This window comes from Candidatus Viridilinea mediisalina (genome assembly GCF_002532535.1).
Classification (GTDB): domain Bacteria; phylum Chloroflexota; class Chloroflexia; order Chloroflexales; family Chloroflexaceae; genus Viridilinea; species Viridilinea mediisalina.
This window is the reverse complement of record NZ_NQWI01000126.1, coordinates 1-13,605: the sequence shown is the minus strand read 5'-3', so window position 1 is coordinate 13,605 and position 13,605 is coordinate 1. Positions and strand designations below refer to the sequence as shown.

The following is a 13,605-nucleotide window of genomic DNA, read 5'->3' as shown; positions in this document are numbered from 1 at the left end:
TCTTTCAGATAATGTTTCTGGAACCTCTAGGATCGTGGGAGGGGTTTTCGGGGAGGGCGAAGCCCTCCCCGAACCCCTCCCCTCTACGATTCTTTATCTTAAGGACTATAGCACAGTTAACCTTGCCCCTGTTTCATCCTTCATCCTTCATCCTTCATCCTTTCCTTGTCCCCGTTTGCCGCGCTCCATGCTACAATGGAGGGACATGAGTGATCAACGTCTTCCGGCTGTACAAGCCATCAACCAACTCGATTTCATGAGCCACAGCCCCGCCCAAACCGAGCGGGTAGGCCAGCGTCTGGGTGAGCAGTTGCAACCCGGCGATCTGGTGCTGCTCATTGGTACCTTTGGGGTCGGTAAGACCCATTTGGTCAAGGGGTTAGCTCGTGGCCTCGGTGCCGATGATCTCGTTACGAGCCCCAGCTTTGTGCTGGTGAATGAGTATCGGGCCGGCCCACAGCACCAGGCTATGCCCATCTACCATGTCGATCTCTACCGCCTCGCTGAGACGGCTGAGTTAGCGACGCTGGGCCTCGAAGAACTCTGGGCTGGCGACGGGATCTGCCTGATCGAATGGCCCGAACGGGTGGCCCAAAGCCTCCCCGCTGAACACCTCGCTATCCATATTCAACACCTGAGCGAAACGAAGCGCCGCATGCGCCTTGCGCCCCACGGCCCGCGCTATGTGTCGCTTGTTGGTACGTTTAAGGGAACAACCTTCGGCTAATCCATGCTGCTTGCTATTGATACCGCTACTGCACTCACAGGTTTGGCCCTCTACAATGAGACCGGGCCGCACGCTGAGTGTATCTGGGAGTCGGGGCGTAACCATACTGCCCAACTCCTGCCTCAACTCGATCTGCTGCTGCACCACGCCGGGGTCGAGCGTACCGCCCTGCGTGCCGTTGCCGTTGGCCTTGGCCCTGGGAGTTGGAGTGGTCTGCGCGTTGGCCTCAGCCTCGCCAAGGGCCTCGTCCTGGCCGGGGGGCTACGCCTGCTCGGTATCAGCACCCTCGAAGCCCTCGTCTACCAATTTGGGCGTCCTGGCATGCCAATCTATCCCCTGATTCGCCTTGGCCGCGAACGCTTCGCAACCGCCCCGTTTCTGCCCGATCCCCAGAGTCTTGGACGCCAAGGCCCCGACCGCAACGTGACCCTTGACGAGCTCTGTGCGGCTCTCAACAGCCCCTCAATGCTCTGTGGCGATCTCGATAACACGACGCTCGAACGCTTGCGCCGTGCAACCAACGTGACACTCCACGCCCCGCCTCCCGCCGCCGCGCTGCGCCGCCCCTCCTTCCTCGCTGAACTCGCTTGGCAACACCTCAAAACCGGACGCCAAGATGATGTCGCTACCCTCGAGCCAATCTATCTTGGTGCAGCAGTGAAGACGTGAGGCGTGAGGCGAGGATGCGTGAGGCGTGAGGCGTTCCTGTTCTCCTGTTCTCCTGTTCCCCTGTTCTCCTGTTCTCCTGTTCCCCTGTTCTCCTGTTCTTCTCTTCCCCCGCCATGTCAGCACTAACCCGCTTTGAACAACTCATGGAGCAGATGGTCGAGGGCTCGGTTGCGCGGCTCTTTCGTAGCCCTGTGCAACCAGTTGAGATTGCCCGTCGGCTCGAGCGGGCCATGGAGAGCCAGCAGACGATTAGTGTCAATCGGGTGATTGTGCCCAGTTTCTACCGCGCTTTCCTCAATCCCCAGGATTTTGTTACCTTCCAACCTGTGCGTGCCCAGCTTGAGCAGGAGATGGCGACCTACCTGAGCGATCTGGCCAAAGAGCGCGACTTTAGTATGCTTGAACATCCCAAGGTGGAGTTGGCTGAAGATGCAGCCGTGGCCCGCCGGGGCATCCAAGTGACCGCTGAGATGACCAGTGTGCCCAGCAGCTCCTCTACTGTCCAACTGGTTGTTCCCACTGCCACTACGCCCGCCCCCCGTGGGGCCAGCCGCAGCCATGCCACGCTACTGCTTCAAACGCCCTCTGGCCAGCATCCAATCCAACTGCAGAGTACCATGGTCACGATTGGGCGCGGTCTCGGCAATGATGTCATCCTTGAAGATAATCGCGTCTCGCGTCACCATGCTCAATTGCGCTACCGCCAACGCCGCTTCTGGATTAGCGATCTTGGGAGCACCAATGGCACCTTCCTCAATGGTGCGCCTGTAGGCGAAACCGCCTTGAGTGATGGGGATACGATTTCGCTTGGTGGGTTGGAATTGGTGTTCCGTACAGGTTGATCAGCTATGTTCGACATTGCCAACCTCTCCATTGGCGTGATTATGCTGCTGCTACGGGTAGCGGTGGTCTTTTTGCTCTACTTCTTCCTCTGGCAAGTGCTGCGCGTCGTCTCACGCGATCTGCGTGGGGCCGCCGCCCCTGCCCCCCACACCCCAGCTCCCTATGGTCAACTGGTGGTCACAAGTGGCGGCCAGACCGGCATCCCTGTGGGTAAGATCTTTCCGCTGAGTCCGGTCACAATCATTGGCCGTAGCACCGAAGCTGAGATTGCGCTCAACGATACGTTTCTCTCCAGCGAACACGCCCGGCTCGAACTGCGCGAGGCGGTCTGGTGGCTCGAAGACCTCAATAGCACCAATGGTACCTTCCTCAATGGCTTTGAGGTACGTGGTAGCACCGAACTCCACCCCGGCGATGTGGTGCGCGTCGGGCGCGTGGAGTTAAAGCTGGTGATGAGTTAACCCCAATGTACCCCGAAGCGCTGCCCTACCTGCACTGCCCCGTCGAGCCAACTGTGCCGTTACGCCTCATGCCTGGGGCACGCTATGGCAAAGATGGAGCGCTGCACAGCGGCATGTTGCACTGTGAAAGCTGCGGGCGGCGCTACCCGATCCGCGCTGGCATTGCGGATCTGCTGCCGCGCCAAAGGCTGCCCGACAGCGCCACCCAACTCACCAATTGGCTGCCAATAACCGCCCGGCTCTATGAGCGCGTCTGGCGGCCCCGTGCCTTACCGCTGCTCAGTGGTGCCGCCCTCGACTATGACTATGAGTTGCCCCTACTGACCGGCTTGGCCCATGCGCCAGGCGGGGGCCTCATTGTGGACGTAGCATGCTCAAGTGGGCTCTACGCCCGTGCGCTCGAACGCGCTCGTGGCAGCGCGGCAGGCCATGTGATCGGTGTGGATCACGCCATGCCTATGCTGCGCCAAGCGCAGCGCTTGGCCCAAGCCGAGGGGCTACGGATCAGCTTTGTACGCGCCAAAGCCCAAGCCCTCCCCTTCGCCCCCGGATCCGCAAGCATCGTCACGATGGGCGGCTCACTCAACGAGATCGGCGATAGCCATGCGGCTCTTGCCCAACTGCGGCGCATCCTAGCGCCCAAGGGCCGCTGCTTCCTGATGTGCCTCGTGGCGTCTGCTCAACCTAGCGGACGGGCACTGCAACGCCTCTTGAGCCTTGGCGGGCTTGAATTCTTACCCTTGGCCAGCCTCAATCAACGCATGCTCAGCCTCGGGCTACGCCTGCGGGCCCAGTGGCGCTATGGGATCGTGACGTTTAGTTTGTATCAGTCTTGAGTTATACCAATTACCCTTGAACATGCCGCATTATCAAGAACGCGAAAGCCCATTGGGACGCCATGTTCGGCAATCTGCAATCTGCAATCTACAATCGTAAATTGTATTACCGCTGCGCCACCAACACATGCCAAACGACGCCTAGACGCCCGCCGTCGGCACTGCTACGCTGGTGTTGCAGCGCAAGCCCCACGGCACGACACATGCCTACAAGGTGGTCGCTGACAATTGGCGTGTAGAGTCGACCATCAGGCTCACGCGGGTCTTCGGTTTCACTGGCGCGATAGGTGAGCAGCAGGCAGCCTGTGGGGGCGAGGATGCGTGCCAGGTTGGCGATGGCCAGCGGCAGGCTTGCCGCAGGCAGATGCATGATCACGGCACTACAGAGCACATTCTGGTATTGTCCCGCATCAATCTCGGCGAGATCGGGCAGTGCAGCCTGCTGCCAGGTCAATGCGGGAAAGGCCCGGCGCGCCTCGGCTAGCATCCCGGCTGAAGCATCATAGCCCACCGCCGGAAAACCATTAGCTACCAACCACGCCGTATCGCGCCCGCTCCCACAGCCAATGTCGGCGGTCAGCCCGGCAGGTCGAAAATAGGTCATGATCAACTGCTGCAAGGCCTCGGGGCTTTTACCCCGCTGCGCGGCTGCAAACTTGGCCGCTTGATTATCATAGGTAGTAAGTGTCGTTGGATCCATATTCCTAACGGGAAGGGGGAGGTATACCCTGCTTGTCACTCGCCACTCATCACTCGTAACTGGTATCACCCCTCAGACAACAACTCCCAACCCCGTGTAATCAGCACCAATTGAGCCAAGGCCAACCAGAGCAGCAACATACTCATGACCAAACGAACCGCTGTAAACCAGCCCGGCACATCGGCCTGTAGGGCCACAACTTCGCCCTGTAGCTCGTCAACCACAGCTTGGTAACGGGTAATGACGTTGGTTGTCTCATTGACACTGAGCGCAATACTATCAAGCCCACTGGTCACCGTGTTCAGATCATCCGCCACAATCGCCAGGTTGCGATTAGCCTGCTGCAAGCCAGTGGCCACCTCATTGAGCGCCACGGGTAGCGTGGCAAGGCTACTTGAAACATTACCAATCGCGCTACTGAGCGTCTGCTCCGGGCTATAGCGCAACCCAAAGATATTCAACGCCCCCAGCACCCCATCAACCACCTGGGCCGTCTCCTGAGCCGTCGCCAACGTCTGACGGGTAGCATTGATCGTCTGGGGCAGATCTTGACTCGAGACACTCGCCAAGGTTCCAATAATCGGGCGCGTCTCGGTGATCGTGCGCGAAACCGAGACAAACGTCTGGCTCAATGATGTCAGCGTCTCATTGGTATCCACTAGCGCGACATGGGCCACGTCCAGCCCCTCACTGGTGACCTGCAACGCCTCATCGAGAGCCTCTAACGCACCGAGCAAGCGCATCTCGGCCTGGCGCGTCAGGCTAAAGGTTGCCAGCAACCCAACCGCACTTAGCAGCAACCCAAGGGCTGCCGTTGCTAGCAAGACTATTCCAATGGCCCGGGCGAGCGGACGAGGCAGTGAGCGCATAGGCAACTTCTTCTTCACATTGCGTGTTGGCGACGAAGTCGCCAACACGCAATGAAAAACTATTTCCTATTTTCTCGTTTCTATCTCCTTACCCTAAGCCTAACAAACGCGCATAGAGCGCCCGAAAGCCTTCTCCAAGCTGCTCATAGCCAAACTGGGCGACCACCTTCTCGCGTCCAAATTCGGCAAAACGGCGGCGCAAGGCCGCATCTTCGCCCAGGATGCGTACCTTCTCGGCATAGGCGGCCACATTATCGCGGGCCACCAAAAAGCCACTCTGCCCCTCGTCAACCACTTCGGGCAAGGCACCGGCGTTGGTCGTTACCACCGGACGCCCACAGGCGAGCGCTTCAGCCGGAGCGATACCAAAGCCCTCTAGCCGCGAAGGAAAGAGCAGGATGTCACAGCTCTGGTAGGCAGCCACAAGCCCGGCGCGGTCGGGCGAGCCAATGGGCACCATCCGGGCATGAGGCGGTTTCGTCTCACGCCCCTGGAAGCCACCCGTATAGTAGAGGACATAATCATCCGGCAAACGATCCATAATCTGCGGCAAAAGATCAAAGCCTTTCCGCCGCGTTCTATTGCCCACAAAGAGCAAACGAATGCGCCCCGGTGCCACCGGCACGCCATCATCACGGCGCACCAACCCAGGGGTAGGCGTAAAGACCGCCGTATCAATCCCGTCAAAAATCAGCAGACTATCGGCCCGCCCATAGGTCTGCTCAACCTGACGTTGGGTAAAGCGGCTCACGCAGACCACCGCATCAGCATAGGCCACCGAGAGCCCATCGTAGCGCGCCTCAACCAGCCGATAGAAGAGGCGTTGAGCCAACGAGCTGTAGGGCTGCAGATCGGGATCGGTCGTCAGATGATGCACGGTTGTCACCACAGGCAAGCCGGTCGCCTTCAAGCTAAAGGCCACCCGCGAGCGCCCCTGCACCAGATCAAAGCCTTGCCACCAGCCTGGGGGCAGACTGTGCGGAATGAGCCCAGGCAGAAAGTTATAGCTCTCAGGCAGACGCAGCAACTCAGGGCGCAACCCAGCCTGGCGCACCGCCCGCGTAATGTTTTGGATGCCAAAATCAACCCCGCCGCGCCCCATCGGTGAAATGTAGAGTGGTCTGATCTGCATAGGAATATCGGAAGAACAGGGGAATAGGAGAACAGGAGAACAGGAGAACAGGAGAACAGGAGAACAGGAGAACAGGAGAACAGGAGAACAGAGAACAGAGGAACAGGGGAATTCTATAGCAAAGGATGGTTTCAGAAAAAGCCCTTCAGCAGCAAAGGATCCCTAAAGCTGAAAACCCCTTTCTGAAATCATCCCTAACGGTAGGGAGTGTCAACGATGGTGAAGCGATGGAATATACCTACACCTCTCTGTGTTCTCTGTGCCTCTGTGGTTCAATCCTCTGCAGCTCTGCAAAAACTCTATTCCAGTGCCCGCACCTGATCAATATAGACCTGCTCCTCTGGAGGGCTGCTGGTGGCGAACCATGCGTCAAGGATTTCGCGGGCCACCTCACTGGTGGTGGTACGCAGACTTAGGGCCAGTACATTGGCATCATTCCACTTACGCGCCCCGGCGGCGGTCTGGGCATCTTGGCAGAGAGCCGCACGGACGCCGGGTAGCTTATTGGCCGCGATACTTACCCCAGTGCCCGTATAGCAGCAGGCAATCCCCTGCTCGGCAGCACCGGAGGCCACTGCGGCACCCACGGCGCGGCCCACCTCTGGCCACGCATCATCACGATCCGCCAGTGGCCCAACCAGCGTCAGGGTGTGGCCACGCTGGCGCAAATCTTCAATGAGCGCATCGGTGACATGGTTGCGCTCATCGCTGCCGACAATAATATGCATATGCTTCCTCCTAGATAGCATACTCCTTCACCACGTTCTGCGCTCCTGCCCTATTTCCTACTTTCTCTTTCCTCGTTTCTATATCCATCACGTAGCCTGACGCGGGCTAACCCAAGGCACATCGGGGCTGCCAGCCCGTGCATTGGCGACCCGGGCGGCGACAAAGAGGAAATCGGAGAGACGGTTGAGGTAGCCCAGAACCTCGTTGTTGAGCGGCTCTTCTTGGGCGAGGCTCACCGCCCAACGCTCGGCGCGACGACAGACGGTGCGCGCTAGGTGCAGTTGGGCTGCGGCGACCGTACCACCGGGGAGAATGAATTGCTTTAATGGCTCTAAGGTTGCCTCAAGCGTATCAATTGCCTCCTCAAGGACACGAGTCTCTTCCGCCGTTACACGAGGGATATGGCTGCTCTCGCCGGGAGTTGCGAGGTCGGCCCCCACCACAAAGAGTTGGTTCTGCACCTGGGCCAATAGCGCGTCCAGTTCGGCATCAACTCCGGCGGCGCGGGCCAAACCCACAGCCGCATTACATTCGTCGGCGGTGCCGTAGGCGTGGACGCGCAACGCATCCTTGGCCACCCGTTGCCCACCGAACAACCCGGTTTGTCCTTCATCGCCAGTGCGTGTATAGATTTTCATGGATGTTGTTCTTTCAAAATTGACGTAGCCCTCACAAAACTACCTCTATTATAACGTCACTCGGCTGAACATGGTATACTGATTTATTAAGGAGGGATAGGTTACTTTACTGTTTGCGAGGATGCGTGAGGCGAAGAGGCGATGGCTTCGCGTCTTCGCGTCCTCGCGTCCTCGCAAACAGCAAAGCCGCCACGAACCTTCCCAGGATAGGGAAATACACATTGTCCCAGGGAGCAACATCATGAGCGGCCTAGTCGAACACCTCCGGCGGGTCGAAATCTTTAGCGGTCTGAGCGACGAGGAGTTGCTCCAGCTCGCAACGATATGTAAACCCCAACGTTTACCTCCAGAAACCATTATTTTTGAAGAAGGTGCTGATGGTAATGAGTTGATGATCATTCTCCACGGTAGTGTGCGTATTTCAATTAACACACGCTTACCTAATGGTACCTTCAGTGTCAGCACAATTAATGTTCTCTATGTTGGTCAGAGTTTTGGTGAAATGGTTCTGCTGGGGGGAGCTACACGTTCGGCCACTGTCAGCACAGTTGATACATGTACGTTAGTGGTTATTCAAGAGCGTGATTTTGCTATGGTTTGCGAACGCAATCCCCGCATTGGCTATCGCGTAATGCGTAATATGGCCTCCGATCTGGCCTATAAGTTGCGCTCCTCGAATCTTTTGCTGCGCGGTAATATTCGTTGGCAACAGGGTGAATTGGGCAAGCAAGGCTGAGAAGTTGTCTGAAAAGCTAGTTGGCACGCACTGGAGTGCCGACTTTAGCCGACTGAAGTCGGCACTCCAACGCCAGTTCATAGACTTTTCAGACAGCCTCTGAGGAAAGGAGTCCCCTTTGCGCCAACTTACACAACGCCCAATCGTGTACGTTCTGCTCATCCTTTGCATACTCCTACTTGTAGGTTGTGGCACGGTTGAAGGCTCCTTAGCGCCGACCACGTCGCTTCCCGATCAGCCCACCCAAGTGGCGCAAGCAGTTACCTCCACGCCCACGGCTGTGCCTGCGGCAACAGACACCGCTATCCCAGAATCCACGCTGACCGCCACGGCTACCTCTGAACCTACGCGGATCGCTACGGCCACCTCTGAACCCACGCTCACCGCCACTGCCACTCCTGAACCCACGCTGACCGCCACGGCTACCTCTGAACCCACAACCGCACCTGCCGTCACTCGGGCCTCGCATCCGGGGGTGAGTGGGCCGGTGCGTATGGTTATTCCGGCGATCAACCTTGATCGTGAGATCCTGCCGCGTGGCCTCGACGCCCAGCGCATGCCGATTGTGCTGCCCCACGATGTGGTCTGGTACAACCTCAGCGCCCGACCAGGCCATGGCGAGAATGTCGTCCTTTGGGGCCATGTCTTGCCCTTCCGTTCAGCCCCAGATCGCACTGCCCCATTTGCCCGCCTCAAAGAGCTTTCTCCCGGTGCGAGCATGACCCTCTTTACCAATGATGGTAGTGCCTATGAATACACGGTTGTTGATCAGATTCGGGCGACCCCCGATCAGGTGCAGTATATTCTGCCCCAAGGTCGTGAAATAGTTACCATGGTTTCATGTATTGGTGATGAGGTTATTGTCAATGGTGCTGTTGCCGACATGACCCACCGATTGATTACGATTGCTGCCCCTGTGCGCTAGAACGCTGCTTACCTATGATCGATCTCACCTCTTGGGAAGCGCGCTTCGCGGCCTTCATCGAGCGGAGCGAGATGCAGGCCGATGTTGCCCATGATCGCGAACACGTCCGGCGTGTGGTGGCAAATGCCCGGAGGCTTGCCGATGCCGAAGGTGCCGATCTGGCGATTGTTATTCCGGCAGCCTGGCTCCACGATTGTGTGGTGCTGCCCAAAAACTCGCCACAGCGCCCGCTCGCCTCGGCAATGGCCGCCACTGCCGCTAGTTCCTTCCTTGCACTTGCGGGCTACCCGCCCTTCCATATCCCTGCGATTGCCCACGCTATTCTGGCCCACAGCTTTAGTGCCGCTATAGCGCCCCTTACCCTCGAAGCACGCATTGTTCAAGATGCCGACCGCCTCGATGCCCTTGGGGCCGTTGGCCTCGCCCGTTGCCTGATGCTCGGTGGTCAACTCGGTCTGCCTCTCTACGATCCCGCAGAACCCTTCCCACACCAACGTAGCCCCGACGATGATCGCTTTACGCTTGATCATCTCTACACAAAATTATTGGGCCTTGCCGCTACCATGAATACCCCTACTGGCCGCGCAGAAGCGGAGCGGCGCACTGCTTTTCTCGATCAATTTTTGCAGCAACTGGCCTCCGAGTTGGGCGTTTAAGGGCGGATAGAACGTTTGCTTGCGCTATTTCCTATTTCCTATCTCCTTCTCTTGGTGTGTCATCTAGCTGTAATCTCTAGTGCCGTATAATTTGCCCCTGGTCTGACGTTTGTCCTGATGTTGGCTTACGCCCCACTGCTTCATGAGCATTGTGGGCGACACCACCCTGAAAGGACATTCCTATGAGCGTCGTGACCAACCAGGTTCCAGCGCAACTACCACTCCAAGTGGCCCGTACTACTGCCAGCCTCGCCACGCTCTACTCCATGGCCCTTGCTGGCCTTGAACGCTCGTTGCCGATTAAACCCTCGTGGGTTTCCATTGAGGTCATCGGCGGCGTGCTGCTTGTCGGGCTACCCGTGATGTACAAAGCCCGTCATGCCCACGAAGCAGGCATCAAGCTCACATGGCAAGACTATGAGCGGATGGTGATGGCAGGCTTCATTGGCGCTGGCATCCCTATCTGCATCTGGCAAGCCCTTGAGTATGCTGCTGTGCCCAACTTGAGTTAGGGCGAGCGAGAGCAAGAGGTACAGAGGTATTCACCACAGAGGCACAGAGGGCACAGAGGGTTTAGCTCAACATAATCCCTCTGGCTGCGCTGTGCCTCTCTGTGACCAAGCCGTGTATAATACGCCTAATCAGCGAAAGGCAACGCGGCCATGGTCAATCAGCAGACAGCAGAATTTCACGAGACGAGTGGACGTTTTCTGGCAATTGCCGAGCGTGAGGTCGGGCGCATTATCCTCGATATTCACGACGGCCCGGTGCAGAATATCTTTGCTGCACTCTCGCAACTCTATGTGGTGCAGCGCCAGATGGCCCAGCAGGCCGATGAGCCGCCCGAGGAGTTGGAACGGATTCGCCGCAGCATCTCATTGCTCGAAAACGCGCTCAATGAGATTCGTACTTTCATGGGTACCTTCCGTCCCCCTGAATTTGAGCGCCGCGATCTCGTCTCTATCCTTGAAGGTCTGCTCATTCAGCATGAAGAGTTGACAGGCAATCCCGTTGATCTGCAACTCGATGGTGAGTTGCCTACGGTTGAATTGCCAGTCAAGATCAGCCTCTACCGCATTCTCCAAGAGGCGCTCTCTAACGCGGTACGCCACGGCGAAGCCGACCAGCACACGGTTCTGCTCAGTCGCACTACCTCTGCCCTCGTGATGGAAGTGGCTGACAATGGGCGTGGCTTTGATGTTGCCGCCATCCTGCACAATCCTATGGCGGGCCACTTTGGCATTGATGGCATGCGTGAACGCATTGGTATCCTAGGGGGCCATTTGGACATTGCAAGCACCCCTGGCCATGGGACACGCATTCGTGTTGAGGTGCCAGTACCGCTATGATCCGTGTCTTTCTTGCCGATGACCATGCCCTTGTCCTCGAGGGGCTCCGCTCGCTGATTGAGGGCGAGGGCGATATGCTTGTGGTTGGCACCGCCAATGATGGCGATCAGGTGCTGGATGCCGTGCGCCAACTGCGCCCCGATGTGGTCGTACTCGATCTCCAGATGCCCCGCATGGGCGGCCTCGCCTGCCTCGAAGCGATCCGCACAGCCGGGTTGCCCACCAAGGTGCTCATCCTCTCGGCCTTCTACGATGGCGATACCATGCAGTCGGCCCTCGAAGCCGAAGCTGATGGCTTTGCGCTCAAGACCGAAGCACCCCAACAGACGGTCGCCTGCATCCGCCAAGTCTATCAAGGTCAACTGGTCTTTCCCCAAGCCGCCCGTCGCTGGCTGCGTCAACAACGCCAACGTCCTGGCCCCTCCACCGATCTCTCCGAGCGCGAAGCCGAAGTGCTGGCTCTCGTTGCCCAAGGGTTAACCAATACCCAGATCGCGCAGCGCCTCCAGGTGAGTGATAATACTGTGAAATTTCACCTGCAAAACATCTATCAGAAACTTGGCGTCAGCAATCGTACCGAAGCGGCGGGTATCTTCTTCAAATTACGACGGGACGGACGCCCGTGAGCAGTTTCTTCTTCGTGCTTGGCGTAGGGCTCGCCTTCACGCTGCTCGCCCTCGTACTCTGGCGCATCTGGGCTGTCTTTGTGCGCCGCACCCCCGACCAAGAGGCCCACGAGCGCGACCTCGCTGCGCTCAACGATGCTCAAGCTAATCGGATTAGCGATAGCCAACTCACCCGCCCCCTCGACCCCGATAGCGCCTGGCGCACGATGGTGCAGCGTGGTAAACGCAAGCAGCGTGGTTCATCCCGCAAGTGATGGGATGGTTGATGCTGGTAGTACTACCCTGTAACTCCCGCTGTGTATCCTAGACACGAGGGCAATAGCCCTCTGGGAAAATTTCAGATACTATCTTGCAAGGATGCGTGAGGCGAAGAGGCGAGGGTCTCGCGTCCTCGCGTCCTCGCGAGGATGCGTGAGGCGAAGAGGCGAGGGTCTCGCGTCCTCGCGAGGATGCGTGAGGCGAAGAGGCGAGGGTCTCGCGTCCTTGCATCCTCGCGTCCTCACGTCCTCGCCTCTTTGCAAACGGTAAAGCAGCCTGAAATCTTCCCGCTCATGCTTATCCAAGCAGTTCAAGGAGTAAGGATCATGATCGACGCAAGCAAAGGGATGCCCCCAGTTGAGCCTGGCGATAACGCCTTCAATGGCTACGAAATGCTGATGGAAGCATGTCAGCCCATCGAACCAATTACGGTCGCGGTTGTGCATCCTTGTGATGATATTTCGCTCACCGGCGCAATTGATGCCGCAGAACAGGGGCTGATTAATCCCATCCTCGTTGGCCCGATCCAGCGCATCCAGGCGGTCGCTGAGAGTGAGGGCATTGACCTTTCGCCCTATCGGATTATTGATGTTGAACATAGCCACGCTTCGGCTTTTAAGTCGGTTGAGTTGGTACGCCTTGGTGAGGCCGATGCGCTGATGAAGGGCAGCCTGCACACCGATGAACTGCTGGCTGAAGTGGTCAATAAGGCTACTGGCCTACGCACGAGCCGCCGCATTAGCCACTGCTTCATTATGGATGTGCCTACCTACCCTAAGCCGCTGATTGTGACCGACGGGGCGGTCAATATTGCCCCCGACCTTAAGGCTAAGGCTGATATCTGCCAGAATGCGATTGAACTGGCCCAGGTGCTACGCATCAAGACGCCCAAGGTGGCCTTGCTCTCGGCGGTCGAGACGGTTACCCCCGATATTCCCTCGACCCTTGATGCGGCGGCGCTCTGTAAGATGGCCGACCGTGGCCAGATTACTGGCGGGATACTCGATGGCCCGCTTGCACTCGACAATGCGATCAGTATGGAAGCGGCCCGTACCAAGAAGATTGTCTCGCCAGTTGCGGGCCAAGCCGATGTGCTGATTGTCCCCAACCTTGAGGCCGGTAACATCCTCGCCAAGCAACTCACTTTCTTGGCTCGCGCCGAAGCCGCTGGGATTGTGGTTGGTGCCCGGGCACCGCTTATCCTCACGAGCCGCGCCGATACTGTGCGTGCTCGCATGGCCTCCTGTGCCGTCGCGGTTCTCTTTGTGCATGCGCGCCGCTCGCAACTCTCGTTGGAGCATACGATTTAATTGAGGAGATGCAGAGAATTTTACCACAGAGACACAGAGAACACAGAGGCTGTCTGAAAAGTCTATGAACTGGCGTTGGAGTGCCGGCTTCAGCCGGCTAACGCCGGCACTCCAACGCGTGCCCACTAGCTTTTCAGACAG

Annotated in this window: 18 protein-coding genes; 13 read left to right on the top strand and 5 right to left on the bottom strand. The window is 58.0% G+C overall.

Annotated features, from left to right (window positions below; genetic code table 11):
- Positions 1 to 205: 205 nt before the first annotated feature.
- The 5 genes from tsaE to CJ255_RS18445 all read left to right on the top strand — a co-directional run bounded on the left by tsaE (position 206) and on the right by CJ255_RS18445 (position 3,536).
- Complete coding sequence (gene tsaE, locus CJ255_RS18465) at positions 206 to 727, top strand: tRNA (adenosine(37)-N6)-threonylcarbamoyltransferase complex ATPase subunit type 1 TsaE (protein WP_097645566.1); 522 nt, start codon at positions 206 to 208, stop codon at positions 725 to 727.
- A 3-nt stretch (positions 728 to 730) separates the two neighbouring features.
- Positions 731 to 1,396, top strand: a complete 666-nt coding sequence (tsaB, locus tag CJ255_RS18460) for a tRNA (adenosine(37)-N6)-threonylcarbamoyltransferase complex dimerization subunit type 1 TsaB (protein WP_097645565.1) — start codon at positions 731 to 733, stop codon at positions 1,394 to 1,396.
- Between the two features lie 113 nt (positions 1,397 to 1,509).
- Positions 1,510 to 2,238: an FHA domain-containing protein gene (locus CJ255_RS18455; RefSeq protein WP_097645564.1), complete on the top strand. Its 729-nt coding sequence runs from the start codon at positions 1,510 to 1,512 to the stop codon at positions 2,236 to 2,238.
- A gap of 6 nt (positions 2,239 to 2,244) precedes the next feature.
- Positions 2,245 to 2,700, top strand: a complete 456-nt coding sequence (locus tag CJ255_RS18450; RefSeq protein ID WP_097645563.1) for an FHA domain-containing protein — start codon at positions 2,245 to 2,247, stop codon at positions 2,698 to 2,700.
- 5 nt (positions 2,701 to 2,705) lie between these two features.
- Positions 2,706 to 3,536: a class I SAM-dependent methyltransferase gene (locus CJ255_RS18445; RefSeq protein WP_097645562.1), complete on the top strand. Its 831-nt coding sequence runs from the start codon at positions 2,706 to 2,708 to the stop codon at positions 3,534 to 3,536.
- Positions 3,537 to 3,642: 106 nt separating this feature from the next.
- Here the strand turns inward: CJ255_RS18445 and CJ255_RS18440 are convergent, their stop codons facing one another.
- The 5 genes from CJ255_RS18440 to CJ255_RS18420 all read right to left on the bottom strand — a co-directional run bounded on the left by CJ255_RS18440 (position 3,643) and on the right by CJ255_RS18420 (position 7,604).
- A complete protein-coding gene (locus CJ255_RS18440) occupies positions 3,643 to 4,236 on the bottom strand; it encodes a class I SAM-dependent methyltransferase (protein WP_097645561.1) in 594 nt (197 codons plus the stop codon).
- Positions 4,237 to 4,301: 65 nt separating this feature from the next.
- Complete coding sequence (locus CJ255_RS18435) at positions 4,302 to 5,105, bottom strand: hypothetical protein (protein ID WP_097645560.1); 804 nt, start codon at positions 5,103 to 5,105, stop codon at positions 4,302 to 4,304.
- An 88-nt stretch (positions 5,106 to 5,193) separates the two neighbouring features.
- Complete coding sequence (locus CJ255_RS18430; RefSeq protein ID WP_097645559.1) at positions 5,194 to 6,237, bottom strand: glycosyltransferase family 4 protein; 1,044 nt, start codon at positions 6,235 to 6,237, stop codon at positions 5,194 to 5,196.
- Positions 6,238 to 6,536: 299 nt separating this feature from the next.
- Positions 6,537 to 6,965 carry an RpiB/LacA/LacB family sugar-phosphate isomerase gene (locus CJ255_RS18425; protein WP_097645558.1) on the bottom strand — a complete coding sequence of 143 codons (429 nt, stop codon included), beginning with the start codon at positions 6,963 to 6,965 and terminating at the stop codon, positions 6,537 to 6,539.
- Positions 6,966 to 7,052: 87 nt separating this feature from the next.
- Positions 7,053 to 7,604 (bottom strand): cob(I)yrinic acid a,c-diamide adenosyltransferase, encoded by a 552-nt coding sequence (locus tag CJ255_RS18420; protein ID WP_097645557.1) that lies wholly within the window; start codon positions 7,602 to 7,604, stop codon positions 7,053 to 7,055.
- A gap of 241 nt (positions 7,605 to 7,845) precedes the next feature.
- On the opposite strand from CJ255_RS18420, the gene CJ255_RS18415 reads away from it, so the two are divergent.
- The 8 genes from CJ255_RS18415 (at position 7,846) to CJ255_RS18380 (ending at position 13,464) form a co-directional block, all read left to right on the top strand.
- Complete coding sequence (locus tag CJ255_RS18415) at positions 7,846 to 8,340, top strand: cyclic nucleotide-binding domain-containing protein (RefSeq protein WP_245863575.1); 495 nt, start codon at positions 7,846 to 7,848, stop codon at positions 8,338 to 8,340.
- Between the two features lie 118 nt (positions 8,341 to 8,458).
- Positions 8,459 to 9,265: a sortase gene (locus tag CJ255_RS18410; protein ID WP_245863572.1), complete on the top strand. Its 807-nt coding sequence runs from the start codon at positions 8,459 to 8,461 to the stop codon at positions 9,263 to 9,265.
- Between the two features lie 14 nt (positions 9,266 to 9,279).
- The gene (locus CJ255_RS18405) at positions 9,280 to 9,921 is read left to right on the top strand and encodes an HD domain-containing protein (protein ID WP_097645556.1); all 642 of its coding nucleotides are present in this window, start codon (positions 9,280 to 9,282) and stop codon (positions 9,919 to 9,921) included.
- A gap of 182 nt (positions 9,922 to 10,103) precedes the next feature.
- Positions 10,104 to 10,433, top strand: coding sequence for a hypothetical protein (locus tag CJ255_RS18400; protein ID WP_097645555.1), 330 nt, complete (start codon positions 10,104 to 10,106; stop codon positions 10,431 to 10,433).
- A gap of 150 nt (positions 10,434 to 10,583) precedes the next feature.
- Positions 10,584 to 11,270 (top strand): sensor histidine kinase, encoded by a 687-nt coding sequence (locus CJ255_RS18395; protein ID WP_097645554.1) that lies wholly within the window; start codon positions 10,584 to 10,586, stop codon positions 11,268 to 11,270.
- Positions 11,267 to 11,896, top strand: a complete 630-nt coding sequence (locus CJ255_RS18390; protein ID WP_097645553.1) for a response regulator transcription factor — start codon at positions 11,267 to 11,269, stop codon at positions 11,894 to 11,896. The genes CJ255_RS18395 and CJ255_RS18390 overlap by 4 nt, the downstream gene beginning before the upstream one ends.
- Positions 11,893 to 12,150, top strand: coding sequence for a hypothetical protein (locus CJ255_RS18385; RefSeq protein ID WP_097645552.1), 258 nt, complete (start codon positions 11,893 to 11,895; stop codon positions 12,148 to 12,150). The genes CJ255_RS18390 and CJ255_RS18385 overlap by 4 nt, the downstream gene beginning before the upstream one ends.
- Positions 12,151 to 12,480: 330 nt before the next feature.
- Positions 12,481 to 13,464: a bifunctional enoyl-CoA hydratase/phosphate acetyltransferase gene (locus CJ255_RS18380; RefSeq protein ID WP_217352487.1), complete on the top strand. Its 984-nt coding sequence runs from the start codon at positions 12,481 to 12,483 to the stop codon at positions 13,462 to 13,464.
- The last annotated feature ends 141 nt before the right edge of the window (positions 13,465 to 13,605 follow it).